Origin of the sequence: Faecalibacterium prausnitzii (assembly GCF_049532945.1) — a bacterium.
Taxonomy (GTDB): domain Bacteria; phylum Bacillota; class Clostridia; order Oscillospirales; family Ruminococcaceae; genus Faecalibacterium; species Faecalibacterium prausnitzii_N.
On sequence record NZ_CP186691.1, the window covers coordinates 2,045,031 to 2,068,034 of the forward strand.

A 23,004-nucleotide genomic window follows, 5' to 3' on the forward strand; every position below is an offset into this window, starting at 1 on the left:
ACCACGATGCAAATCACCATCATTCTGAACGGAACCAGAGTTTCCGCCGAGGCCGCCCCGGATACTCTGCTCATTGACTTTGTCCGCAGCCACGGCTGCTACAGCGTCAAGCGCGGCTGCGAGACTGCCAACTGCGGCCTGTGCACCGTCTTTCTGGACGACAAGCCGGTGCTGTCCTGCTCGGTGCTGGCAGCCCGTGCCGACGGCCACCGCGTCACCACACTGGAGGGCCTGCAGGACGAAGCCGCAGAGTTCGGCGCGTTCATCGCCGATCAGGGAGCGGAACAGTGCGGCTTCTGCAACCCCGGCTTCATCATGAACGCCTTGGCCCTTTTCCGCGAGAAGGAGTACCCCACCGAGGACGAGATCAAAGAATACCTTGCGGGCAACCTCTGCCGCTGTTCCGGCTACGAGGGCCAGCTGCGGGGCATTCAGGCATTTCTCGCATGGAAACGATCGAAGGAGGCCGCCGAATGAAAAACGTCAACAAACCGTTCCGGAAAAAGGACGCGATGCAGCTTGTGACCGGTAAGCCGGTGTACATGGACGATCTCGCTCCTGCCGACTGCCTCATCGTCAAGCTGCTGCGCTCGCCCCACCCCAACGCCATCGTCAAGACCATCAACACCACGGTGGCCAAAAAGGTGCCCGGGATCGAAGCAATCTTTACATGGGAGGATGTGGACCAGAACGCCCGCCGCTACACCCAGGCCGGCCAGACCTACCCGGAGGCCAGCCCCTACGACCGTCTGGTCATCGACCGGCACGTCCGCTTTGTGGGCGATGTGGTGGCCATTGTGGCCGGTAAGGACGAAAAGTGCGTGGATAAGGCTCTCAAGCTCATCAAGGTGGAATATGAGGTTTTGGAAGCAGTGCTGGACTATCACACTGCCAAGGACAACCCCATTCTGGTGCATCCGGAGGACAACTGGGCCAGTCTGTGCCCGGTGGGAGCCGACAACAAACGCAACCTCTGCGCCCACGATGAGTGCGGAAGCGGCGATATCGACGCCGTGCTGGCCGACTGCGACGTGGTCATCGACCATGTGTATCACACCAAGGCTTGCCAGCAGGCCATGATGGAGACCTTCCGCACCTACTGCTATATGGACCTCTACGGCCGTCTGAACATCCTCAGCTCGACCCAGATCGTCTTCCATACCCGCCGCAACGTGGCCAACGCGCTCCACATCCCCAAATCCATGATCCGCGTCATCAAGCCCCGCATCGGCGGCGGATTTGGTGCCAAGCAGACGGCGGTCTCGGCCATCTACCCGGCCTTCGTCACCTGGAAGACCAAAAAGCCCAGCAAGCTCATCTTCACCCGCGAGGAGAGCCAGACCGCTTCCTCGCCCCGCCACGAGATGGAGATGCACGTCCGCCTCGGTGCCACCAAAGAGGGCCTCGTGCGCGGCATCGACCTGTACACCCTCTCGAACACAGGCGCTTACGGCGAGCATGGCCCTACGACCGTGGGCCTTTCCGGTCACAAGTCCATCCCGCTGTACGGCAAGGCAGAAGCCTTCCGCTTTATCAGTGATGTGGTGTATACGAACCACATGTCTGCCGGTGCTTACCGCGGTTACGGCGCAACGCAGGGCCTGTTTGCCGTGGAGTCTGCCGTCAACGAGCTGGCGGCAAAACTCCACATGGATCCGTTCAAGATCCGCGAGATGAACATCGTCCGGGAAGGCGATGTGATGCCCGCCTACTATGGGGCTGTCAACACCAGCTGCGCGCTGGACCGCTGCCTGAAAAAAGTCCACGACATGATCGACTGGGACAACAAGTATCCCGTCCGCGACCTCGGCAACGGAAAGGTGCGCGCTGTCGGTATGGGCATGGCGATGCAGGGCTCTGGCATTTCCGGCATGGATGTGGGCAGTGCCACCCTGAAACTGAATGACGACGGCTTCTACACCCTGATGATCGGTGCGGCCGACATGGGCACCGGCTGTGACACTACACTGGCGCAGATCGCCGCCGAAGTGCTGGACTGCCCGCTGGACAATATCACGGTCTTCGGAGCTGATACGGATACCTCGCCCTATGACTCCGGCTCCTATGCGTCCAGTACCACTTACGTTACCGGCAAGGCCACCGAAAAGTGTGCCATGAAGCTGCGCGGCCAGATCTGCAAGCTGGGCGCAGAGCTGCTCCACTGCGAGGAGAGCGAAGTGGTCTTTGACGGCAAGACCCTCTCTGTGGACGCCGACCCGACGAAAAAGGTCTCCCTGAGCGAGGTGGCGTTCGCCTCTCAGTTCGGCCACATGGTTCCGCTGGAAGCCACCGAAACACATACTTCGCCTTTGTCGCCGCCGCCGTTCATGGTTGGTGCTGCCGAGATCGAGCTGGACAAAGAGACCGGCGAAGTCAAGGTCGTGGATTATGCCGCCTGTGTGGACTGCGGCACGCCCATCAACCCGAACCTGACCCGTGTGCAGGCTGAGGGCGGTCTGCTGCAGGGCATCGGCATGACTCTGACCGAAAACATCACCTACGACAGCAGAGGCTGGCCGATGGAAAACTCGTTCATGCAGTATAAGATCCCCGCCCGTGTGGACATTGGCCGCATCCGGGTGGAGTTTGAGAGCAGCTATGAACCCAACGGACCCTTTGGCGCAAAGTCCATCGGCGAGGTCGTCATCAATACACCGCTGCCTGCCATTGCAGATGCAGTGTACAACGCCATTGGCACCCGTTTCTATGAGCTGCCCATTACCCCGGAACAGATCGCTATGGCCGTGGAGGAAACCCGCTGAATGCTGTCCGAAGCACAGTTCCCATTTCTGGCTGAAAAGGGCCATGTCGTCTCGCTGGTGGGCGGCGGCGGAAAAACGACGCTGCTCTATCAGCTGTCGGCCCACTGCGCCCGCAAGGGCTGGCGGGTATTGGCCGCTACCACCACCCACATCCGGCAGCCGGACCACAACATGGCCCATACAGAAGCCGAATGCAGCGCCCTCTGGGCTGCGGGGGAGTATGCTGTCCTGGGCACACCGGACGGCTGCGGCAAGCTGACCGCCCCGCCGCCGGACCTGCTGCACCGCTGGATGCGGCAGGCCGACGCCGTTTTTCTGGAAGCGGACGGCGCAAAACGGATGCCCTGCAAGGCCCCGGCGTCGCGGGAACCAGTGCTGCTGCCGGAATGCGACACCGTGCTGGCCGTGGCCGGGCTTTCAGCTCTGGGCCGCCCTTTGCGGGAGGTTTGCTTCCGGCTGGACGAAGCCTGTGCACTGCTGCACACCGCACCGGACGCCCCCCTGACGCCGGAGCTTCTGGCTGCACTGCTGGCCAGCGAAGCCGGTGGGCGGAAGCTGGTGGGAGAACGGGCGTTTTATGCGGTGCTCAACCAGGCGGACGACCCCGCCCGGCGGGCGTTGGGCGAGAAGACCCGGACCATCCTGTGGGAACGATATCATGTGCAAAGCGTTCTGACGCATTTTGCAAAAGGAGAACGAGCCGAATGAGCGAAGAAAAGATCGTGTTCTGTACAGGCGGCGGCTGCACCGCCAAACTCGGCGCGGGGGTGCTGAGCCGTATTCTGGAAAAGCTGCCGCGCGGCGAGCAGGACCCAAACCTGCTGGTCGGCTATGACAGCAAAGACGACGCGGCGGTCTACCGCATCACCGATGACCTTGCGCTGGTGCAGACGGTGGACTTTTTTCCGCCGATGGTGGACGACCCCTATACCTTCGGGCAGATCGCAGCGGCCAACGCCCTGAGTGATGTCTATGCCATGGGTGGCGAGGTTAAGACTGCACTGAACCTTGTCTGCTTCCCGGAGAGCATGGATCTGAACATTCTGGGCGAGATTCTGCGCGGCGGAGCCAAGAAGGTGGCCGAAGCGGGGGCATCCTCGCGGGCGGGCACTCCATCGCGGACACCGGCGTCAAATACGGCCTCTCGGTGACGGGTCTTGTGGACCCGCACCGCCTGACCGCCAACGACACCGGCCGCCCCGGCGACCAGCTCATCCTGACCAAGGCGCTGGGCGTTGGGCTCATCTGCACGGCAAACCGTGTGGGCGAAGCCGCGCCGGAACAGATGGAAGCCGCCATCCGCTCCATGACGACGCTGAACAAAACAGCGGCAGAGATCGCGCGGAAGTATGAGGTCCACGCGGCAACCGATGTGACCGGTTTCAGTTTTCTGGGCCATCTGCACGAGATGATGGGCGGGCGGCTCTCCTGCGTCGTGGATGCCAGAGCTGTGCCGGTGCTGCCCGGCGCATGGGAGGCGGCGGACGCCTGCCTGTACACCGCTGCCGGACAGCGCAACCGCAACCATACCGGCCCGTTCGTCCGGTTTGAGAACGTGCCTTTCCCGATGGAAGAGATCCTGTTCGACCCGCAGACGTCCGGCGGGCTGCTGCTGGCGGCGGCCCCGCAGAAGGCGGAGGCACTGGCGCGGGAACTGTGTGCGGCGGGCCTGCCTGCCGCCATCGTGGGCGAGATCCGGGACGCACAGCCCACGGAGATCACAGTGAAGTATTGAGAGGATAGAACGATGATGTTGAACGTAGATGCACGCGGGGATGCCTGCCCGCTTCCCGTTGTCAAGGCAAAAAAGGCCATCGCTGCGCTGAACGGTGCAGGCGAGGTGGAGGTTTTGGTGGACAATGAGATCGCCGTCCAGAACCTGACCAAGATGGCGCAGCAGAAGGGCTATGGCTCCAGCGCGGAGAAGCTGGCCGAACGGGAGTACCGTGTCCGGTTCACGCTGGGCGATGCCTCCGCTGCGGCCGAAGAGCCTGCCGTCTGCACACCCGATGCCCGCACCGATACCGTGGTGGCCATCGCAGCGGATACGATGGGCGAGGGGGCCGAGGAGCTGGGCAAGACCCTGCTCAAGGCGTTCGTCTTCTCGCTGACCCAGCAGGAGAAGCTGCCCAGGACCATTTTGTTTTACAACGGCGGCGCGTCCCTGACCTGTGATGGTTCGCCCATGCTGGATGACCTGAAGGCACTGGAAGCACAGGGCGTGGAGATCATGACCTGCGGCACCTGCCTGAATTTCTATGGCCTGACCGAGAAACTGCGCATCGGCACCGTGACGAATATGTACGTCATTGCGGAAAAAATGCTGAATGCCGGGAACGTGGTCAAGCCGTGATCTACCTCGATCATGCCGCCACCACGCTGCAAAAGCCGCCGGTGGTGGGGCAGGCGATGCTCGCGGCTTTGCAAACGGCGGGCAACCCCGGACGCGGGGCGCATGAACCGACCCTTCACGCGGCCCGCATCGTTTACGACACGCGCACGGCGCTGGCAGAACTCTTCCACGCAGAGAACCCGGCCTGCATCGCCTTTGCGGCCAACGCCACCCAGGCGCTCAACACCGCCATCGGCGGGCTGCTTTCGCCCGGCGACCATGTCATTGCAACGGTCTGCGAGCACAATTCGGTGCTGCGGCCCCTCTACCGCCTGCGGGAACAGGGGGTACAGCTCAGCTTTGTGGGGGTGGATGACCGCGCCGTTCTGCGGTATGAGCAGTTCGAGCAGCTGGTCCGGCCCAATACCAGAGCAATCGTTGTCACCGGGGCATCGAATGTGACCGGCCATGCCACCGACCTGCCCTTTGTGGCGCAGGTGGCAAAAAAGCACGGTCTTCTGCTGATCGTAGACGCTGCCCAGACGGCGGGGAGCCTGCCCATCGACGTGCAGGCCCTCGGCATCGACGTGCTGTGCTTCACCGGGCACAAGGGGCTGATGGGCCCGCAGGGCACCGGCGGGCTGTATGTCCGGCCGGGGCTGCGGGTCGCGCCGCTCGTTGTGGGCGGCAGCGGGGTGCACAGCTTTGCCGAAGCCCACCCTGCGGAGATGCCCACGGCGCTGGAAGCCGGTACGCTGAATGTCCCCGGCTTTGCCGGGCTGGGGGCCGGGGTGCGCTGGCTGCTGGAACAGGGGGTCGAGGCGCTGCACACCAGAGAAATGGCGCTGACCCGGTCGTTCTGGGAGGGCGTCCGGGAGGTCCCCGGTGTCGTTCTGTACGGAACGCTGGCAGTCCCCCGTGCGCCGATCGTCTCGCTGAACCTTGCCGGGGAGGACTCCGCCCGTGTGGCGGATGCGCTCTGGGAGGAATACGGCATCTGTGTGCGGGCCGGTGCTCACTGTGCCCCGCAGATGCACCGGGCGCTGGGCACCGTGGAGCAGGGCGTGGTGCGGTTCAGCTTTTCGCACCAGAACACCGAAGCCGAGGTGCAGTGCGCCGTAAAGGCGGTCCGCGCGCTGGCATTGGAGGAATAAAATGCGAGCAAAACGACCGTATATCGTGCTTTCGTTCCGCGCCACGGTGGATGCCATGGCGTGGGAAAAGCATTGCCTTGCTGAGCACATCCCCGGCCGGCTCATTCCGCTGCCGCGGGAGCTTTCCGCCGGGTGCGGTCTGGCGTGGCGGATGCTGCCGGAGGATTGGCAGTGCTGGCGGGAGCGCTTTGACCCTGCCGCCTACGATGCCGTTGCGCAGGTGGAACAATGATTTGAAAAAAAGGAGACCCTTGCATGGAACCCCGAACTTTTTGTGATGCTTTGAACCGTGAGGCGGGCGATTACCTATTGGCTACGGTGCTGGAGGGCGCGGCGCAAGGGGCGCAGCTGCTGTTGTGCGGCGGTGTGCCCGTCTGGCCGGAACATCCGGCGGCGTGTCTGGAAGCACAGCTGCCTGCGCTGCAGCAGGTGACTGCCAGCGGAGTGCAGACATTTGGGGCGCTTCGTGTTTTTGCCGAGCGGTTCGGTGCAGCCCCGCGTCTGGTGGTCTGCGGCGGCGGTCATGTGGGGGCATCGGTGGTGCGGCTGGCAAAGCTGCTGGGTCTGCCTGTCTGCGCCTTAGAGGACCGCCCGGAATTTGCCGAGCAGCTGCGGCAGGCCGGGGCCGACCCGGTGCTCTGCCTGCCCTTTGAAGAGGGCCTTGCAGCAGTTTCCGGCGGAGCAGAGTGCTATTTTGTGGTCGTTACCCGCGCCCACAGCTGCGATGTCCAGTGTTTGACGGCCATTCTGCAAAAGCCCGCCGCCTATGTCGGTATGATGGGCAGCCGGGGCCGCGTGGCTCTGGTGCGCCGTCAGCTGACCGAAGCCGGGCTGGACCCGGCGCGGGTGGAGCAGCTCCATGCGCCCATCGGCCTTGCCATCGGGGCCAAAACGGCGGAGGAGATCGCGCTTTCCATTCTGGCACAGATCGTGCAGGTCAAGAGTACCCGCTCGCTGACCGAGGGCTTCCCGACCGCCATTCTGGAAGCATTCCGGGCGCTGCAAACGCCTGCGGTGCTGGCGACCATCGTATCCCGCCACGGCTCCACGCCACGGGAAGTCGGCTCCAAAATGCTGGTCCTGCCGGATGGCAGGGCCGTGGGCAGCGTGGGCGGCGGCATTATGGAATACCGCATCCAGCAGCTGGCCGGGAAGATGCTGGCCGGGGCGGCAGCGCCCGCCCAATTGGTCGATCTCACCACCGACGGTACAGGCGATGATGTAGCCATTGCGGCCTGCGGCGGCTCCATGCAGGTCTTTTTACAGCGGATCGAACCGGAGGAATGAACGATGAAACAGGAAAAACGGATCGTGGTGCGCGGCGGCGGCGACCTTGCTACCGGCACCATCCACCGGCTCTGGTCTGCCGGGCTGCGGGTGCTGGTGCTGGAAGCAGAGCACCCCGCCGCCATCCGCCGTCAGGTGTCCCTGTGCGAGGCGGTCTATGAGGGCGAGACCACTGTGGAGGGCCTGCGGGCCGTGCGGGTGGCTTCACTGGCCGAAGCCGACGCCGTCTGGGCGCAGAACGCCGTCCCGGTTTTGGTGGACCCGAAGGGCAGCTGCCTGGCTGCGGCAAAGCCTGCCGTGCTGGTGGATGCCATCATTGCCAAGAAAAATCTCGGAACCACGCGGGATATGGCTCCGCTGACCATTGCCCTCGGCCCCGGCTTTGTGGCCGGGCAGGATGTGGACGTGGTGGTGGAGACCAAGCGCGGCCACAAACTGGGCCGCATCATCCGGGCAGGCTCTGCTGCGCCGAACTCCGGTGTGCCAGGCGTCATCGGCGGTTATGGGGCCGAGCGGGTCATCCATTCGCCTGCCGCCGGTGTGTTCCGGAATCGCCGTGCCATTGCGGACTTTGTGGAGGCTGGCGAGACCATCGCCCTGCTCGAAACGCCGGAAGGGGAGACCGTCCCCGTCACGACGCAGATCTCCGGCATCCTGCGGGGCCTTCTGCGGGATGGCTACCCGGTGCCGAAGGGCTTCAAGGTGGCCGATGTAGACCCCCGCCGCGAGGAGCTGGAAAACTGCTTCCTCATCTCCGACAAGGCCCGCTGCATCGCGGGCAGTGTGCTGGAGCTGGTGGCTGCTGAGCTTTGGAAATAACGAAAAAAACGAGCAAAAGAAAAACCGCCGCCTTCCGGTCTTCCCGGAACAGCGGCGATTTTTGCTTGCAGGGGTCAGTTCGTCTCTTCGGTCAGCTTATTGATGAGCATTTGGTAGATCTCGTTGCCCTTGAGGATGAACTGCTTTTTCACGAGGGCAGCGCTGAGCCGGTCGGGGGTGCCGATGTTCAGGCAGAACAGCTCCTGATCCAGCGCTTTGATGGTGCAGCGGATGGTGCAGTGCCCATCCTGCTTTTCGGTGATGCGGGCCGCATACTGTGCCTCCTTGCGGGCCCATGTCTGGCAGCGCAGCACAGCGGCCACAGCGCGCTCCCGCACACTGCGGGGCAGGTCGTAGGCAAGCTCCTGCGCCACTTTGCGGCCCTTCTCGGTAATGGTATAGCGCCCATCGGCCAGCGTGACCAGCTTTTGCTGGGTGATGTCATCCAGGCAGGAGCCGATCTCGAAATAGTTCACCAGCGCTTCTTCCATCAGGGCGTTTTCGATCTCCTGCCGGGTAATGGGTCCGGCATTTTTGACCAGATAGCACAGCAGCAGCCGGATCTCGGTGCTGCTGGTCAACCCGCCGGGACGTACACCGGCAGTAAAAGCATCATTGGCGGCCATCGTTCTGCACATCCCCCTCAAGTTTCAGATTGCGAAAAATCATCTTCTCTTTATAGTATAAAGGCTTTCACGCCGGATTGCAAGCCGCAGCGGCAAAATCTGTCTCAATGCGCTTGGGGCTTTCCGGCGTGGAGTACACCCAGTGGTCCAGATGGCCCTCGGTGATGAAATACTTCAGCTCGAACCGGTGGCGCTGGCTCAGGGCGTGGTTCACGATCACCAGCTTGATCTTCATTTTTTCCGGCAGGATGTTCTTGATGTAGACGCTCACCGCCTGCCCGGGCACAAGGTCGGTGCAGCTCTCGGCAAGGCCCGCGAGGTTGGGCGCGATCTCGATAAAGGTGCCGTATTCCTCCACGCTGCGCACGATGCCCACCACGGTCTCACCCACGGTGAACCCGGCCGCATTTTCCTCCCATGTGCCCAGCAGTTCCCGGATGGTCAGCACAAAGCGGCCCTGTACATCCCGGTTCTTGACGGCGCACAAGATCTGCTGGCCCACGCTCACCCGGTCGGCGGGGGAGGAGATGCGGCTCACCGACATGCAGTCGATGGGCAGCAGGGCACTGATGCCGCAGCCCACATCACAGAACGCGCCAAACGGCTCGATATGGGTCACGGTGCAGGGCAGGATATCGCCGGGCTGCAGGGTGTCCAGATAGTCGGCCTTGCACATCTGCTGCGCCAGCGCGCGGGAGAGCCGGTAGAAGGGCTGACCGTTCTCGTCGGTGTCCAGCGCTTCGATCACAAAGCAGGTGGGGCGGCCCACCCTCGTCAGCACCGCAATGTCCCGCACACTGCCCGTCTCGGCTCCGTCGGCACACTGCTCAAAGGGCATCACGGCCCTCACCCCGCCGATCTCGAACCGCAGCTGGCGGGCTGTGTCGAACGCCAGTGCAGTGCTCTGCAATATTTCGCGGCTGGCCATGGCCGCCCGCAGCTCCGCAGCCGAAAGCCGGTCTGCACTGCGGTAATTTCCTTCGGTACGATAAGTCTGCATCATTCTTCATTCCTCTTTCTGTGCTGTTTTTGTCTTGCGCACCCGCCGTTTTGCCCGGCGGCAGTAAAACCATATGCGCTGACAATTGCATTTTATACGAGTTTGGATTATACTATATCTGTATGCGGCGGCCGATGCGAAATCGGTGCGGGCCGCGATACGGGCCTGTGCCGGAGGGCACAGGCAGGAGGGAGAGCTGTTCATGGATATCGCAGTTGGAGATACCATCCTCACCCGCAAAAAGCACCCCTGCGGAGCGTCCAGCTTCGAGGTGCTGCGCGTCGGCATGGATTTTAAGATCCGGTGTACCGGCTGTGGGCGCGAGGTGATGCTGCCGCGTGCTAAAATTGAAAAGAACATCAAAAAGGTCCAGAAGCCCGGTGCCGCCGAGTGACGAACCGCCACATCCCATGAGAACGATAAGGAGAACTGCACAAGTATGTCAAAACTGTTTTCTCAGATGGATGCTGTCTGCCACCGCTTTGAAGAGCTTTCCATCCGCCTGAACCAGCCCGAAACAGCGGCGGACCCGGCACTGTTTCGCCGCCTGATGCAGGAATACCATGAGGCCGAGCCAGTGGTGCAGGCCTATCAGGCCCTGACAACGGCGCAGGATCATCTTGCTCAGGCAAAAGCCCTGCTCGAAGGGGAAACCCTCGACCCGGACTTCAAGCAGATGATACAGCAGGAAATCAGCGAAAAAAGTCAAGATGTGGAAAAGCTGGAAAATAATCTCAAAATTTTGCTGCTGCCCAAGGATGTGAACGATGGCAAAAATGTCATTGTGGAGATCCGCGGCGGCGCAGGAGGGGAGGAAGCTGCCCTGTTTGCCCACAGCCTGCTGCGCATGTACACCATGTATGTGCAAAGCAGGGGCTGGCAGCTGGAAATGCTCAACCTCAACGAGACGGAGCTTGGCGGCGTGAAGGAGGCCATCTTTTCGGTGGACGGTGCCGGGGCCTACAACCGCCTCAAGTACGAGAGCGGTGTGCACCGTGTGCAGCGTGTGCCGGAGACCGAGACGCAGGGCCGCATCCACACCTCCACGGCCACGGTGGCTGTGATGCCGCAGGCCGAAGAGGTGGACTTTGCGCTGGACATGAAGGACCTGCGCATCGACACCTTCCGCTCCTCCGGCGCGGGCGGTCAGCACATCAACAAAACCTCCAGCGCCATCCGTGTGACACATCTCCCCACCGGCATGGTGGTAGAATGCCAGAACGAGCGCAGCCAGTTCCAGAACAAGGACAAGGCGCTGGAGATCCTGCGCAGCCGCCTGCTGGCCCAGAAGCAGAAACAGCAGCAGGATGCCATCAACGCCAGCCGTCAGGGGCAGGTGGGCACCGGCGACCGCAGCGAAAAGATCCGCACCTACAACTTCCCGCAGGACCGCTGCACCGACCACCGCATCGGCCTGACCGTGCACAATCTTTCCAAGATCATGGACGGCAATCTGGACGAGCTGATCGACGCACTGGCCACCCGCGAACAGGCCGAAAAGCTGCAAAAGCTCAACGAACAGGGCTGAAATGTGGCTTTGAAAATAAAACGATATCCTGTCGATAAATGCTGAAAAGCATAAATACTTTACAGATAGAAAGAACGATGATCCGTATGGAAATGAAAACTGAAATTTTGCCCGCATCGGACGAAAAGAGCATTGAAAAAGCCGCTGCCCTGCTGCAGAACGGTGAGCTGGTGGCCCTGCCCACCGAGACGGTTTACGGCATTGCTGCCGATGCCCGCAACGGCGAGGCTGTGAAGAAGATCTTTGTGGCCAAGGGCCGCCCGCAGGACAATCCCCTGATCGTCCACGTCACCGGACCGGAAATGCTGCCCGGCCTTGTCAGCGAGGTGCCGGAGCGCGCCCAGCTGCTGATGGCTGCGTTCTGCCCCGGCCCGCTCACCATCATCATGCCCCGCGGCCCGGAGGTGGCAGCGGAGTGCTGTGCCGGTCTGGACACCGTGGGCATCCGGATGCCCAGCCACCCGGTGGCCCGCGCCGTCATTGAAAAGAGCGGCTGCGCCTTTGCTGCCCCCAGCGCCAATCTTTCCGGCAAGCCCAGCCCCACCAACGCGCAGGATGTGTTCACCGATATGGACGGCCGCCTGCCGCTGATTTTGGACGGCGGCGAGTGCGACGTGGGCGTAGAAAGCACTGTGGTGTCGGTGGTGGGCGAAAAGCCCACCCTGTTCCGCCCGGGCCACATCACGCTGGAAGACCTCGAGCGTGCCCTCGGCGAAGAGGTGGAAGTGTCCAAAGCCATCCTCGAAAAGCTGCCGGAGGGTGCTGTGGTGCGCAGCCCCGGCATGAAGTACAAGCACTACGCCCCCAAGGCGGATGTGACCTTGCTGGAAGGCACCTTTGAGCAGTTCAAAGCCTATGTGGATGCCCACGCCGAGCAGAATCCCAGCTGCCTGTGCTTTACCGGCGAGGCGGAAAAGCTGGGTGTGCCCTGCGTGGAGTATGGACGCGAGGGCGACGGTGCCGATCAGGCAAAGCACATCTTCCGCTGCCTGCGCGCGCTGGATGAGCAGGGCGATGCCGTGGTCTACGCCCGCTGCCCGCAGAAGGACGGCCTTTCCATGGCGGTGTACAACCGCCTGATCCGCGCTGCGGCCTTCCGGGTGATCAAGCTATGATCGCGCTTGGCATCACGGGCCGCAGCGGCTGCGGCAAATCCACGGTCACGGCGGTGTTTTCGGCCCACGGTGTGCCGCTGGCCGATGCCGACCAGATCTCGCGGGAAATGTTGCTGCCGTCTTCGCCGCTGCTGCCGGTGCTGGCTCGGCGGTTCGGGGCAGACATCCTCCGGGCGGACGGCTCGCTAGACCGCCGCCTGCTGGCTGATCGCGCCTTTGCCACCCCGGAAGGCAAGGCGGCGCTGGACAGCCTGACCCACCCGGAGATCGTGCGCCGCATCCGGCTGGCAAAACACGCCGCCGAGGAGGCGGGGGCTTCGCTCTTTGTGCTGGATGGCGCGGTCATCGTGGGGACAGAAGCCGAAGCCGAGTGCGACCGTCTGGCTGTGGTGACGGCTCCATTTGAAACGAGCGTGGCCCGCATCGCAAAGCGGGACGGCATCGCACCCGAAATGGCAGCGCGCCGCCTGAACGCCCAGACGCCCGAAGAAGCCCTGCTGGCCCGCGCCGATTACGTCCTGCGCAACGACGCAGACCTTGCCGCACTGGAAGCAGCTGCGAACGCGCTTTGCGAGCAGCTGCTGGCGGAAGGCGGCACGAAAGGTGGTGCGCGACCCTCGATTTGAATGCGAAGAGATTTTTGAACGGCTTCGTTCTGGTGTTTCTGGTGACGCTGGGCATCCTCTGCCTGCCGCCGGTGCGGACGCGGGTGGAAAAAACGCTCTATCCCTGCAAGTATTCCGCCCTTGTGGAGCAGTATGCCGCCGAGTACGACCTCGACCCGCTGCTGGTCTACTCCTTCGTCCGGACGGAGAGCGGCTTTGACCCGGATGCTACATCCAGCGTCGAGGCCCGGGGCCTGATGCAGATGACCGAAGAGACCTTTATCTGGCTGCGCAGCAAGATCGCGGAAGGGGAAAACGTCACCTTCGGGGATCTGTATGACCCCGCCGTCAGCCTGCGGTTCGGATGCTATTACCTGCACCTGTGCATGGAGCGCTACAACGGCGATGTTGCCACTGCCGCTGCCGCTTATCACAGCGGGTGGGGCACGGTAGATGCGCTGCTGCAAAAGGAAGAACACTCCGCCGACGGCATCACGCTGCAGGGGTTTCCCTACAACCAGATGCACCACTATGTGGAAAAGATCACCGCCTGCTATGCAGTGTATCAGAATCTGTATGGCACTTGATCCGCTTGAACCGGGTCTCCCGGTTTGAAATATTTAGGAATATGGAAACAGAAAGGCAGGAGAAATTCTATGGCAGAAAAAACTCCGACCCAGCAGCTGGCCGAAAAGCTGCTCTATAAGCCTGCTTACGTCGCCGACAAGGATGCAGACGTCAAGCAGAAGGCACACGCTTTTGCCGAGGGCTACAAGAAGTTCCTCGACAACGGCAAGACCGAGCGCGAAGTCGCCGCCGAGAGCGAGCAGATGCTCAAGGATGCCGGCTACGTGGAGTTCGACCCCAAAAAGACCTACCAGCCCGGCGATAAGGTCTACTTCGTCCAGTTCAAGAAGGCCGTCGTGGCTTCCACCATCGGCACCCGCAGCTTTGAGGAGGGCTTCCGTCTGGTGATCGCCCACATCGACAGCCCCCGTCTGGACCTGCGCCCGAACCCGCTGTACGAAGCAAACCACCTCAGCTACTTCAAGACCCACTATTACGGCGGCATCCGCAAGTACCAGTGGGGCACCATGCCGCTGGCCATCCACGGCGTGTTCACCCGCGACGACGGCACCACCGTCACCGTCCGTGTCGGCGAGGACGAGGGCGACCCCGTGTTCTGCATCACCGATCTGCTGCCCCATCTGGGTGCAGAGCAGAACGACCGCAAGCTCAGCGAGGGCATCAAGGCCGAAGAGCTGAACGTGCTCATCGGCTCCGACGCTGTGGAGGATGCCGACATCAAGGAGGCCGTCAAGCTGAACACCCTGATGCTGCTGCACGAAAAGTACGGCATCACCGAGAAGGAGTTCATGCGGGCCGAGATCGAGATTACCCCGGCTTACAAGTGCCGTGACGTCGGTTTTGACCGCTCCATGGTGGGCGGCTACGGTCACGATGACCGGGTGGACGCATACCCCGCCCTTATGGCCGAGATCGAGACGAAAGATCCTGTGCACACCACCGTCTGCGTGCTGACCGATAAGGAAGAGATCGGCTCCGACGGTGTGACCGGCATGCAGAGCATGTATGTGTTCCACTTTATGCAGCTGCTGTGCCGCGCCGCCGGTCAGGACGACATCCTTGCCTTCCAGAACAGCGTGTGTCTCTCCGCCGATGTGACCGCTGCCTACGACCCGTCCTGGGCAGGTGCCTTCGAGCCGCAGAACGGTACTTACGCAGGCCGCGGTGTGGCATTCTTCAAGTACACCGGCGGCGGCAGCAAGGGCTCCGCAAGCGATGCCTGCGCAGAGCTGGTCAGCGATGTCACCCGGATGCTCGACAAGGGCAACGTGGCATGGCAGATCGGTGAGCTGGGCCGTCTGGACCTTGGCGGCGGCGGCACCATTGCCAAGTATGTGGCCAACCGCGGCATCCCGGTGCTGGACATCGGCGTGCCGGTGCTGTCCATGCACTCGCCCTTCGAGGTCATCCATAAGACCGACCTGTACATGGCATATCGCGCCTTCAGCCTCTTCAACAACGCACAGTAAGCGCCATTGAAAAACCAGTGCCCCGGCAGGTTTTGTGCCCGCCGGGGCATTTTTGCGCTTTTTTGAGGAAAATACTTGACCTTCCACCGACTTTATGGTGTAGTGTAAGTGCGGAGGTGAAGCAAATGAACATCAAACAGGCTTCGAAACAGAGCGGGGTGTCTGCCCCCAATATCCGCTTCTATGAAAAAGAAGGGCTGCTGACGCCTGCCCGCAACCGGAGCAATGCCTACCGGGATTACACCGCCGAAGACGTCCGGACTCTGAAACTGATCCGGATGCTTCGGATGCTGGATCTGCCGCTGTCCACCATTCAAAGCGTTCTCCGTGGGGAACAGCCGCTGGCCGAAGCGATCCAGGCGCAGCAGGCAGTGCTGGAACAACAGGCCGCTCAACTGGCGGGTGCGATCCGCTTTTGTGCAGAGCTGACCCGGCAGGCACCCCGGATGGAGCAGCTGGATGTGGACGACTGCCTGAAACGGATGCAGGACCCGCAGGAACCGGACGGATTCTTCACCGGCTGGCTCAAGGACTACCGCACGGTGGCAGAAAACGAACAGAAAAAGCGTTTTTACATCGTATCGGAGCAGTCCATCAACACCCCGGAGGACTTTGCGGAAGCGCTGCAGCGCTATGCCGAAGCGCAGGGAAGCCCTCTGTGCATCACAAAAGGCGGGATGTATCCAGAGTTTGAGTGGAACGGCATCCGATACAAAGCGTGGCGGGGGCAGGGCCGCTATTGCGATTCCATCTGCTGCGAAGCGGTCTTCCCGGAATCGCTTCAAACGGGGCTGCCGCCCAGACGGGAGCGCCTGCTTCGATGGCTTTGGCGGCTGCTCCCTGCGGCGGTGGCCGCTATGGTGTTGGCAGCACTTGCTCTACGCGGCAGAATGTGAACCCCTGATCCCGATACCACTGGATGATGTCCGGCAGGGCTTCGGCGGTGGTGTGGGTGGTGGCGGAATCGTGCATCAGAACGATGCACTGGGTCTGTTCACCGGTCTCCCGCACCACATTGCGGTAGATGGTGGATGCGCTGGGTTTGCCGCCCACAGCATCCTCGGCGCAGACGTTCCAGTCCACAGAGGTGAAGCCTTTTTCAGCGGCCTGCGCTTTCAGTTCGCTCATGATGCCTTTGCCGCCGTAGCGCCGACTGACGGTGTTGGTGCTGCCGCCCGGAAACCGTAGATACCGGATGCCCTCCGTGTGGACATAGGGCGCGATGCGCTCCTTCAGCAGGGCAAGGTCCTGCCAGTAGGCGTCCGGGCTCCGGTAGATATCGCTGTACTCGTGGGAAGCAGAGTGCAGCGCGATCTGGTGCCCGGCGGCTTCTGCCTCAGCGAGAAGCGGCAGATACTTCTCGTTGTAACCGGTAGCCACCACAAAAAATGTGGCGTGCACTCCGGCCGCGTTCAGCGCGCTGAGCACATCCGGTGTGGTCTTGCTGGGGCCGTCGTCAAAGGTCAGGCAGACCCATTTGTCCGGTGGTGCGGGCGGCGTTTCCGGAACCGACCCGGCCGGCACTTCGCTTGCGGCAGGGGAGACGAAGCCTTCGTCCGGGATGGGCGTCAGGTCATTTTCCCGGCACCCGATGACCGGCGCAGAAGCATAGAAACTCCCAAGCCCAAAACCTAAGCCCAGCCCCAGAAATAGAAGGATCGCGCCCTGTAATAAAAACTTTTTCTGCACCTTCACACCAAAAACCTCCTCATGCTGTGAATTTATGAAAAAGCGTCTCCGTACAAGATATGAGAGCCGAAAAATTCTATGAAAAACGCTTGACTTTCCCAGGAGATTATGGTACTATACTTGAGCAGTCCGCACCACGGTTTCAAACCTCAGGAATCGGAGATTGCACCAAAACAGTATGCGAGGGTGGCGGAACTGGCAGACGCGCACGTTTGAGGTGCGTGTGGTTTATCCTTGGGGGTTCGAGTCCCCTCCCTCGCACCAGATGAGAAACCCGCATGAATGCTTGAAAATCAAGTGCTCATGCGGGTTTTTGCTTGTTTTGGAATGTGCAGATACGAACGAATGCCAGCGGTTTTAACGGCTTCTGACGCTCCCGAAGTCGTCAAAAAAGTCGTCAAAAAGTGGTAAAAAAAAACAAGAACAGAGGCAAACGTAAAAAGGCTCCACCAAACGGGGAAACCGTTCGATGGAGCCTTTTCTTATGCGGAAGAAGGGACTTGAACCCTCACTCCGATGGAACTGGTGCCTAAAACCAGCGCGTCTGCCGTTCCGCCACTTCCGCACGGAGCTTATTAAGTGTATCAAGTTTGCATCCAAAAGTCAATTCCTGCGGCACAATTTTATAATCACATCCCGCGCGGCGCATACTAGCAAAAAAGATTCCGGGGAGATGGCGAACGTGAAACAGCAGGACCGAGCGCAGCGAAAGGGCTGGAAGCGGGCAAAGCAGGCGGCAGCATGGCTGGCGCTGTTGCTGGTCGCTGCGCTGGGGTGGCTGTACAGCCGCCTGCCGGACCGCGTCTATCTGACACCGGGCGAGGTTCTGGCGCTGCCCCGCTTTTCTTATGTGGAGCCGCTGGGGGCGCACGGAAGCCAGAATGTCGCCAGCACCCGCGCGGTGGGCAGCTACCAGACGACCCTCTCGCTGGGCGGCTGGCTGCCGATCAAGACCATCCGGACCATCGTCACAGAGCGGATGCAGGTGACGGTCTGCGGGACGCCGTTCGGGGTGAAGATGTTCTCGGAGGGGGCGCTGGTGGTCGGCTTTTCGGACGTGGAACGCTCCAGCGGCGGCACGGCCAATCCGGCAAAGGAAGCCGGGCTGCGCCTGGGCGACCGGGTCATCCGTATCGGTACGACCGTGACGGAGGACAACGACGCCGTCAAAGCGGCGCTGGAAGCAGCGCAGGGGCAGGCGGTGGAGGTCGTGTATATCCGGAACGGAGAGCAGCTCCGCACGACGCTTGTGCCGGTCTGGGATGCGGCGGCAGGGCAGTGGCGCGCCGGGATGTGGGTGCGCGACTCCTCGGCCGGTGTCGGGACGCTGACCTTCGCAGACGATGCACGGGGCATTTTTGCCGGGCTTGGCCACCCCATCAGCGACAGCGACACCGGTGAGAGCGTGGCCCTGCGCAGCGGCGAGATCGTCCCCTGCCAGATCACCGGCTGCAGCAAGGGGACTGCAGGAAGCCCCGGCGAACTGAAAGGGCACTTTCTGGGCAGCCGGGCCATCGGGAGCATCCGCATCAATGGGGAGAACGGCGTATACGGCACAACCCGCACACAGTTCGCCGGGCAGCGCATGGAGGTCGCCTTTGCGCAGGAGGTCACAACGGGCAATGCAGAGATCTGGTCTACGGTGTCCGGTGAGACGCCGCGCCCTTATCAGGTCCGGATCGAACGGATCAGCGACGCAGACCCCAAACGGAACATGGTCCTGCGGGTGACAGACCCGGCGCTTCTGGCGCAGACGGGCGGCATCGTGCAGGGGATGAGCGGGAGCCCCATCGTGCAGAATGGGCGGCTGGTGGGAGCAGTGACCCATGTTCTGGTCAACGACCCGACACGCGGCTACGGAATTTTTGCCCAGACCATGTTGGAACAGGCCGAAATCGCGGCGCAGAGGGCGCAGGATACAGAATCGTCAAAATGAATAAGCATCATTCGACAATCGACGCCATAATATGGCAAAAATAACCGTTGAAATCAATGGAAAAATATGGTAAAATCAAAAGCGTTAAGGGAACTGCACACTTTGGAGGAATGAACGATGGATAAAATTCGGTTTTTGATGTCGGATACCAGCGCAGAGATCACGGAAGCCTGCCGCGAGGCGCTGGAACAAAAAGGCGTGGAAGTTACGGTCGTCGAAAAGGACGGACAGAAGGTGCTTCAGAAAATGCTCTCGGTGCGCCCGCAGGTGGTCCTGCTGGATGCTTTTATGCCCGGTCTGGATGCACTGGCCGTCAAGCAGAAGTACAACGCCGCAGGCGAGCGGCACACCTCCTTCTTCGTGACCGGTGCCTTCCAGAGCGAGGAAATGGTCCAGGAATTGCTGGATGAGGGATTTGCGTACTATTTCGTCAAACCGTTTGACGAAAATGTCCTCGCCAGCCGGGTCGTGAAGGTGGCAATGGGCAAGGAAAAGCATCACCTGCACACCAGCGTGGACAGCGATGAGCTGACCGTTACCGAGATCCTGCATCAGATCGGCGTCCCCGCCCACATCAAGGGCTACCAGTTCCTGCGGGATGCCATCCTGCTCACCATGAACGAGCCGGAGTATATCAACGCTGTGACCAAGCGCCTCTACCCGGAAATCGCCAAGAAAAACGGCACCACCGCCAGCCGGGTGGAGCGCGCCATCCGCCACGCCATCGAGGTGGCTTGGGACCGGGGCGATGTGGATACCCTCAACAGCTACTTCGGCTACACCATCCATAACCTGCGGGGAAAACCAACGAACTCGGAGTTCATTGCGATGATCGCTGACAAGATGCGGCTGGATAAACGGCAGCGGGTGGGGTGACGATTGAGAAAGGTTACTTTTATTTTGACGTGCAGTTTTGATTGAACGGATACCTTAACAGCTGCATTTCGCTGCCCGGAGGGCTTTGCGGTTCAAAGGCGGCAGATGAAGGGAAAATGTGCAGACCTTCTGGTTTCGTCGGGCATCAAGCCCCGCGCGGCCGGAAGGTCTTTTTTTGGGAAAAAGACGAATTTAGCACTTTCTTTTGAAAAGAAGAAAGATTCACAGCATTTTTCATAAAATTGCTCCTAAAAATGGAAAATACGATATTGAACTGCTGCGGAATTCATGATAAAATAAGATGAGTCATGATAGAAACATTCTATGAGGCATATTCGAAGATAGGAAGATGTTTTGAAATGGTCGGCCAGAGAAGGGTCGATGGGAAAGGAACCGGAGCTTCAATGCCATTGGAGACGATCACAGATATGCACACCCACATCCTTCCCGAAATGGATGACGGAAGCAAAAGTGTGGATATGTCGGTTGCAATGCTGCGCAAGATGGCCGAAATGGGTATCACAACAGTCTGCGCAACTTCACATTATTACGCGGATCAGAACGACACGGCCACGTACTGTGCCCGGCGGAGCAAAGCGCTGGAAGCACTGCACGGTATCTTGGAAAGCGACAGCAGCCTGCCGCGTATCCGGCCCGCCGCCGAGGTGGCGTATTTCCGGCACATGGAAGAACACCATCTGGAGCGGCTGTGCATCGAGGGCACCCGCACACTGATGCTGGAGATGCCGTTCACCGAGTGGACAGACCAGCAGGTGGAGACTGTCACGACGCTCTCGCTGGATCAGCACTATCAGGTGGTGTTGGTGCACCCGGAACGCTTCTGCTTCAGCAAGGGCAACCGCCAGAAGTTGGAACAGATGGTGGAACTGCCCATCGGTCTGCAGGTGAACGCCGGAAGCCTTATCTCCTGGAGCACCCGCAGGCTTGCGCTGGAACTGCTCCGCCTGACGGATACGCCGCTGCTGGGCAGCGACAGCCACAACTTGACGAGCCGTGCACCGAATCTGAAAGGGGGGCGGGATGTCATCCGGCGGAAGCTGGGCGAAGGCTTCTTGGCCCGGATGGACGAAAATGCTGCCCGTCTTACCGCACAGGGCTGAAGATGCTTTTCCGCAGTGGGCAGATCTGCCCACTGCGTCGAATAAGAACGAATCCATAACCGTTACAGCATTGACAAATCACAAATCAAAAGAGGAGAAAAATCAATCAAGATGGAACAGCAAACGATCAACAAGATGCCCGACCAGCAGCCGCAGATCGCCATCAATCAGAACGATCACGAAGAAGAGATCGATCTGCTGGAACTGGCGTACATGCTTTGGAGCCACATTCTGCAGATCCTTGCCTGCCTGCTTGCAGGTGCCATTCTGGCATGGGGCGTGACCTATTTCTTCATGACCCCGATGTTCAAGGCTTCTGCCAGCATGTATGTGGTGTCCGCGTCGAACAACTCGCTCGTCAACCTGACCGATCTGCAGATCGGTACTCAGTTAACGGCCGATTATCAGGAACTCCTGCTCAGCCGCCCGCTGTTGGAAAGCGTCATCGACAACCTGGACTTGGATATGACCACGAAGGAGCTGAAGGGGAAAATCAGTATTACCAATACCAGTGGTACCCGGTTGATGACGGTCACCGTCACCGACGCAGACCCCCTGCAGGCAGCTGATATTGCCAATGAGCTGATCGATCAGGCCTGCATTTACCTGCCACAGGTCATGGAGACTGAGACTCCGAACAAGGTCGAAGATGCCATTGTCCCCACCAGGCCGTTCAGCCCCAGCTATTCGAAGAATACGTTGCTGGGTGCTCTGCTGGGTGCTGTGCTCTGCTGCGGCGTTCTGGTAGTGAAGTTCCTGCTGAACGATACCTTCGAGACCCCGGAGGATGTGACCAAGTACCTCGGTGTTCAGCCTCTGGCAACCATCCCGGAAGCAAATCTGGATGGCAAGCATCCGAACAAAAAGAATGCGTTCGCGCGGTTCAAGAAGGGCTAAGGGGAGGATACCATGAATAAGATCGAGATCAATAAACTGCCCGAACTCTCCTGGGAAGTGAGCGAGGCGGTCAACCAGCTGCGCGTCAATCTGAGCTTCTGCGGCAGCGATGTCAAGACCATCATGGTCACCAGCAGTACTCCAAACGAGGGCAAAAGCTTTGTGACCATGCAGTTGTGGAGGAGCATTGCAGAGATGGGTATCCCGGCGCTGTTTATCGACTGTGACTTCCGCAAGTCCGTTCTGCGCACCCGCTATGGGTTCTCCTGCAGTGGCCACATGAAGGGTGCTCCCCACTATTTGGCCGGTCAGGCTGAGCTGGAGGATGTTATCTACGAAACCAACATCAAAAATGGCTATATTATTCCGGTAGCAAAGACCGTTGTAAACCCGGCTATCCTGCTGGAGAGCCCCAAGTTTGCTCAGATGATCGCAGAGTGCCGCAAGCGCTTCGGTATCATTCTTATCGACACCCCGCCGCTGGGCAGTGTGGCCGATTCACTGAACATTGCCACTCACTGCGATGGCACGGTCCTGGTGACTATGTGCGGCCAGACTCCCCGCAAGCTGGTGGCAAACTCTGTGGAACAGCTCAAACGTACCGGTACGCCGCTGCTCGGTGTGGTGCTGAATGCTGCAAAGACCAATGGTTCCAACCTTTACTATAAGAAATATTACGGTAAAACGGGATATTATTATGGGGGGGGTCCGCTTTGGGCGCGGAAGAGAATAAAAAAGGCTGATCTCCCGCTGTGACAGCACCAAAAATCAAAAATTCCCCCTTGCATTTTTCAAAAGTTGTGCTATAATAGTAAGGCAATCGTTTCCAAGGCCGCTCGACGGGGTAGCCGATATTGAAGGTTGTGATGGGCACATACATTTATAATATGGCCCCAATAAGTCAGAACCAGAAATGAGGTGAAAAGAATGAAACAGGGTATCCATCCGAACTACGTTGACTGCACCATCACCTGCGCATGCGGCAACGTCATCAAGACTCGTTCCACCAAGCCTGAGATCCACGTCGAAGTTTGCTCCAAGTGCCATCCTTTCTACACTGGCAAGCAGAAGCTGGTTGACACCGGCGGACGTGTTGAGCGCTTCAACAAGCGTTTCGGCCGTAAGTAATTTTACTGGTCTTTTCCAAAGCGCCGTCTCCCTTGCGGAGGCGGCGCTTTTTTGCGTGTTGGGGCAGAAAAG

The 23,004-nt window shown here is 60.4% G+C and carries 24 protein-coding genes, 2 tRNA genes and 1 pseudogene; 23 read left to right on the forward strand and 4 right to left on the reverse strand.

Annotated elements, in window-relative coordinates:
- Positions 1–6: 6 nt before the first annotated feature.
- The 9 genes and pseudogenes from ACNQFG_RS10065 (at position 7) to yqeB (ending at position 8,354) form a co-directional block, all read left to right on the forward strand.
- Complete coding sequence (locus ACNQFG_RS10065) at positions 7–477, forward strand: (2Fe-2S)-binding protein (protein ID WP_097792138.1); 471 nt, start codon at positions 7–9, stop codon at positions 475–477.
- Positions 474–2,762 (forward strand): xanthine dehydrogenase family protein molybdopterin-binding subunit, encoded by a 2,289-nt coding sequence (locus ACNQFG_RS10070; protein ID WP_423404798.1) that lies wholly within the window; start codon positions 474–476, stop codon positions 2,760–2,762. The genes ACNQFG_RS10065 and ACNQFG_RS10070 overlap by 4 nt, the downstream gene beginning before the upstream one ends.
- Positions 2,763–3,470: a selenium cofactor biosynthesis protein YqeC gene (gene yqeC / locus ACNQFG_RS10075; protein WP_423404799.1), complete on the forward strand. Its 708-nt coding sequence runs from the start codon at positions 2,763–2,765 to the stop codon at positions 3,468–3,470. It begins immediately after the preceding gene.
- Positions 3,467–4,497, forward strand: a pseudogene (gene selD / locus ACNQFG_RS10080) (selenide, water dikinase SelD). The gene yqeC and the pseudogene selD overlap by 4 nt, the downstream one beginning before the upstream one ends.
- A gap of 15 nt (positions 4,498–4,512) precedes the next feature.
- Positions 4,513–5,115, forward strand: coding sequence for a sulfurtransferase-like selenium metabolism protein YedF (gene yedF / locus ACNQFG_RS10085; RefSeq protein WP_423406581.1), 603 nt, complete (start codon positions 4,513–4,515; stop codon positions 5,113–5,115).
- Positions 5,112–6,248: an aminotransferase class V-fold PLP-dependent enzyme gene (locus tag ACNQFG_RS10090; protein WP_423404800.1), complete on the forward strand. Its 1,137-nt coding sequence runs from the start codon at positions 5,112–5,114 to the stop codon at positions 6,246–6,248. Before yedF ends, ACNQFG_RS10090 begins: the two co-directional genes overlap by 4 nt.
- A gap of 1 nt (position 6,249) precedes the next feature.
- Positions 6,250–6,480 carry a DUF3343 domain-containing protein gene (locus ACNQFG_RS10095; protein WP_423404801.1) on the forward strand — a complete coding sequence of 77 codons (231 nt, stop codon included), beginning with the start codon at positions 6,250–6,252 and terminating at the stop codon, positions 6,478–6,480.
- A gap of 23 nt (positions 6,481–6,503) precedes the next feature.
- Positions 6,504–7,535 (forward strand): XdhC family protein, encoded by a 1,032-nt coding sequence (locus ACNQFG_RS10100; RefSeq protein ID WP_423404802.1) that lies wholly within the window; start codon positions 6,504–6,506, stop codon positions 7,533–7,535.
- Positions 7,536–7,538: 3 nt separating this feature from the next.
- Positions 7,539–8,354 (forward strand): selenium-dependent molybdenum cofactor biosynthesis protein YqeB, encoded by an 816-nt coding sequence (yqeB, locus tag ACNQFG_RS10105; protein ID WP_118553070.1) that lies wholly within the window; start codon positions 7,539–7,541, stop codon positions 8,352–8,354.
- Between the two features lie 74 nt (positions 8,355–8,428).
- On the opposite strand, the gene ACNQFG_RS10110 is transcribed toward yqeB, so the two are convergent.
- Both ACNQFG_RS10110 and ACNQFG_RS10115 read right to left on the reverse strand, forming a co-directional pair.
- Positions 8,429–8,980 carry a DUF4364 family protein gene (locus ACNQFG_RS10110; protein ID WP_423404803.1) on the reverse strand — a complete coding sequence of 184 codons (552 nt, stop codon included), beginning with the start codon at positions 8,978–8,980 and terminating at the stop codon, positions 8,429–8,431.
- A 67-nt stretch (positions 8,981–9,047) separates the two neighbouring features.
- Positions 9,048–9,983 (reverse strand): S1 RNA-binding domain-containing protein, encoded by a 936-nt coding sequence (locus ACNQFG_RS10115; RefSeq protein ID WP_423404804.1) that lies wholly within the window; start codon positions 9,981–9,983, stop codon positions 9,048–9,050.
- Positions 9,984–10,182: 199 nt separating this feature from the next.
- Here ACNQFG_RS10115 and ACNQFG_RS10120 point away from each other — a divergent pair, with 199 nt between their 5' ends.
- From ACNQFG_RS10120 to ACNQFG_RS10150, 7 genes are all read left to right on the forward strand, one after another.
- Positions 10,183–10,374 (forward strand): DUF951 domain-containing protein, encoded by a 192-nt coding sequence (locus ACNQFG_RS10120; protein ID WP_097792148.1) that lies wholly within the window; start codon positions 10,183–10,185, stop codon positions 10,372–10,374.
- Between the two features lie 45 nt (positions 10,375–10,419).
- On the forward strand, positions 10,420–11,508 hold the full coding sequence (gene prfA / locus ACNQFG_RS10125) for a peptide chain release factor 1 (RefSeq protein WP_423404805.1): 1,089 nt from the start codon (positions 10,420–10,422) through the stop codon (positions 11,506–11,508).
- A gap of 86 nt (positions 11,509–11,594) precedes the next feature.
- Positions 11,595–12,623: an L-threonylcarbamoyladenylate synthase gene (locus ACNQFG_RS10130; RefSeq protein ID WP_097774902.1), complete on the forward strand. Its 1,029-nt coding sequence runs from the start codon at positions 11,595–11,597 to the stop codon at positions 12,621–12,623.
- On the forward strand, positions 12,620–13,249 hold the full coding sequence (coaE, locus tag ACNQFG_RS10135; RefSeq protein ID WP_423404806.1) for a dephospho-CoA kinase: 630 nt from the start codon (positions 12,620–12,622) through the stop codon (positions 13,247–13,249). Before ACNQFG_RS10130 ends, coaE begins: the two co-directional genes overlap by 4 nt.
- On the forward strand, positions 13,246–13,815 hold the full coding sequence (locus ACNQFG_RS10140; RefSeq protein WP_423404807.1) for a lytic transglycosylase domain-containing protein: 570 nt from the start codon (positions 13,246–13,248) through the stop codon (positions 13,813–13,815). Before coaE ends, ACNQFG_RS10140 begins: the two co-directional genes overlap by 4 nt.
- A 69-nt stretch (positions 13,816–13,884) precedes the next feature.
- Positions 13,885–15,285 (forward strand): aminopeptidase, encoded by a 1,401-nt coding sequence (locus ACNQFG_RS10145; protein ID WP_423404808.1) that lies wholly within the window; start codon positions 13,885–13,887, stop codon positions 15,283–15,285.
- A 125-nt stretch (positions 15,286–15,410) separates the two neighbouring features.
- Entirely contained in the window at positions 15,411–16,181 is a 771-nt protein-coding gene (locus tag ACNQFG_RS10150) for a MerR family transcriptional regulator (protein ID WP_423404809.1), read from the forward strand.
- Here the strand turns inward: ACNQFG_RS10150 and ACNQFG_RS10155 are convergent.
- Positions 16,141–16,980 (reverse strand): polysaccharide deacetylase family protein, encoded by an 840-nt coding sequence (locus tag ACNQFG_RS10155; RefSeq protein WP_423404810.1) that lies wholly within the window; start codon positions 16,978–16,980, stop codon positions 16,141–16,143. The two genes, ACNQFG_RS10150 and ACNQFG_RS10155, sit on opposite strands and share 41 nt — an antisense overlap.
- A 174-nt stretch (positions 16,981–17,154) precedes the next feature.
- Here ACNQFG_RS10155 and ACNQFG_RS10160 point away from each other — a divergent pair.
- A tRNA-Leu gene (locus tag ACNQFG_RS10160) sits at positions 17,155–17,238 on the forward strand.
- A 221-nt stretch (positions 17,239–17,459) separates the two neighbouring features.
- Here the strand turns inward: ACNQFG_RS10160 and ACNQFG_RS10165 are convergent.
- Positions 17,460–17,539 (reverse strand) — tRNA-Leu (locus ACNQFG_RS10165).
- 108 nt (positions 17,540–17,647) lie between these two features.
- Here ACNQFG_RS10165 and spoIVB point away from each other — a divergent pair.
- From spoIVB to rpmE, 6 genes are all read left to right on the forward strand, one after another.
- The gene (gene spoIVB / locus ACNQFG_RS10170; RefSeq protein WP_423404811.1) at positions 17,648–18,910 is read left to right on the forward strand and encodes a SpoIVB peptidase; all 1,263 of its coding nucleotides are present in this window, start codon (positions 17,648–17,650) and stop codon (positions 18,908–18,910) included.
- 117 nt (positions 18,911–19,027) lie between these two features.
- Positions 19,028–19,786 carry a sporulation transcription factor Spo0A gene (spo0A, locus tag ACNQFG_RS10175; RefSeq protein ID WP_423404812.1) on the forward strand — a complete coding sequence of 253 codons (759 nt, stop codon included), beginning with the start codon at positions 19,028–19,030 and terminating at the stop codon, positions 19,784–19,786.
- Between the two features lie 410 nt (positions 19,787–20,196).
- Complete coding sequence (locus ACNQFG_RS10180) at positions 20,197–20,907, forward strand: CpsB/CapC family capsule biosynthesis tyrosine phosphatase (protein ID WP_423404813.1); 711 nt, start codon at positions 20,197–20,199, stop codon at positions 20,905–20,907.
- Positions 20,908–21,018: 111 nt separating this feature from the next.
- Positions 21,019–21,804: a YveK family protein gene (locus ACNQFG_RS10185; protein WP_302276124.1), complete on the forward strand. Its 786-nt coding sequence runs from the start codon at positions 21,019–21,021 to the stop codon at positions 21,802–21,804.
- A gap of 12 nt (positions 21,805–21,816) precedes the next feature.
- Entirely contained in the window at positions 21,817–22,560 is a 744-nt protein-coding gene (locus tag ACNQFG_RS10190) for a CpsD/CapB family tyrosine-protein kinase (RefSeq protein ID WP_423404814.1), read from the forward strand.
- 171 nt (positions 22,561–22,731) lie between these two features.
- Positions 22,732–22,932, forward strand: coding sequence for a 50S ribosomal protein L31 (gene rpmE, locus ACNQFG_RS10195; RefSeq protein WP_005926533.1), 201 nt, complete (start codon positions 22,732–22,734; stop codon positions 22,930–22,932).
- The last annotated feature ends 72 nt before the right edge of the window (positions 22,933–23,004 follow it).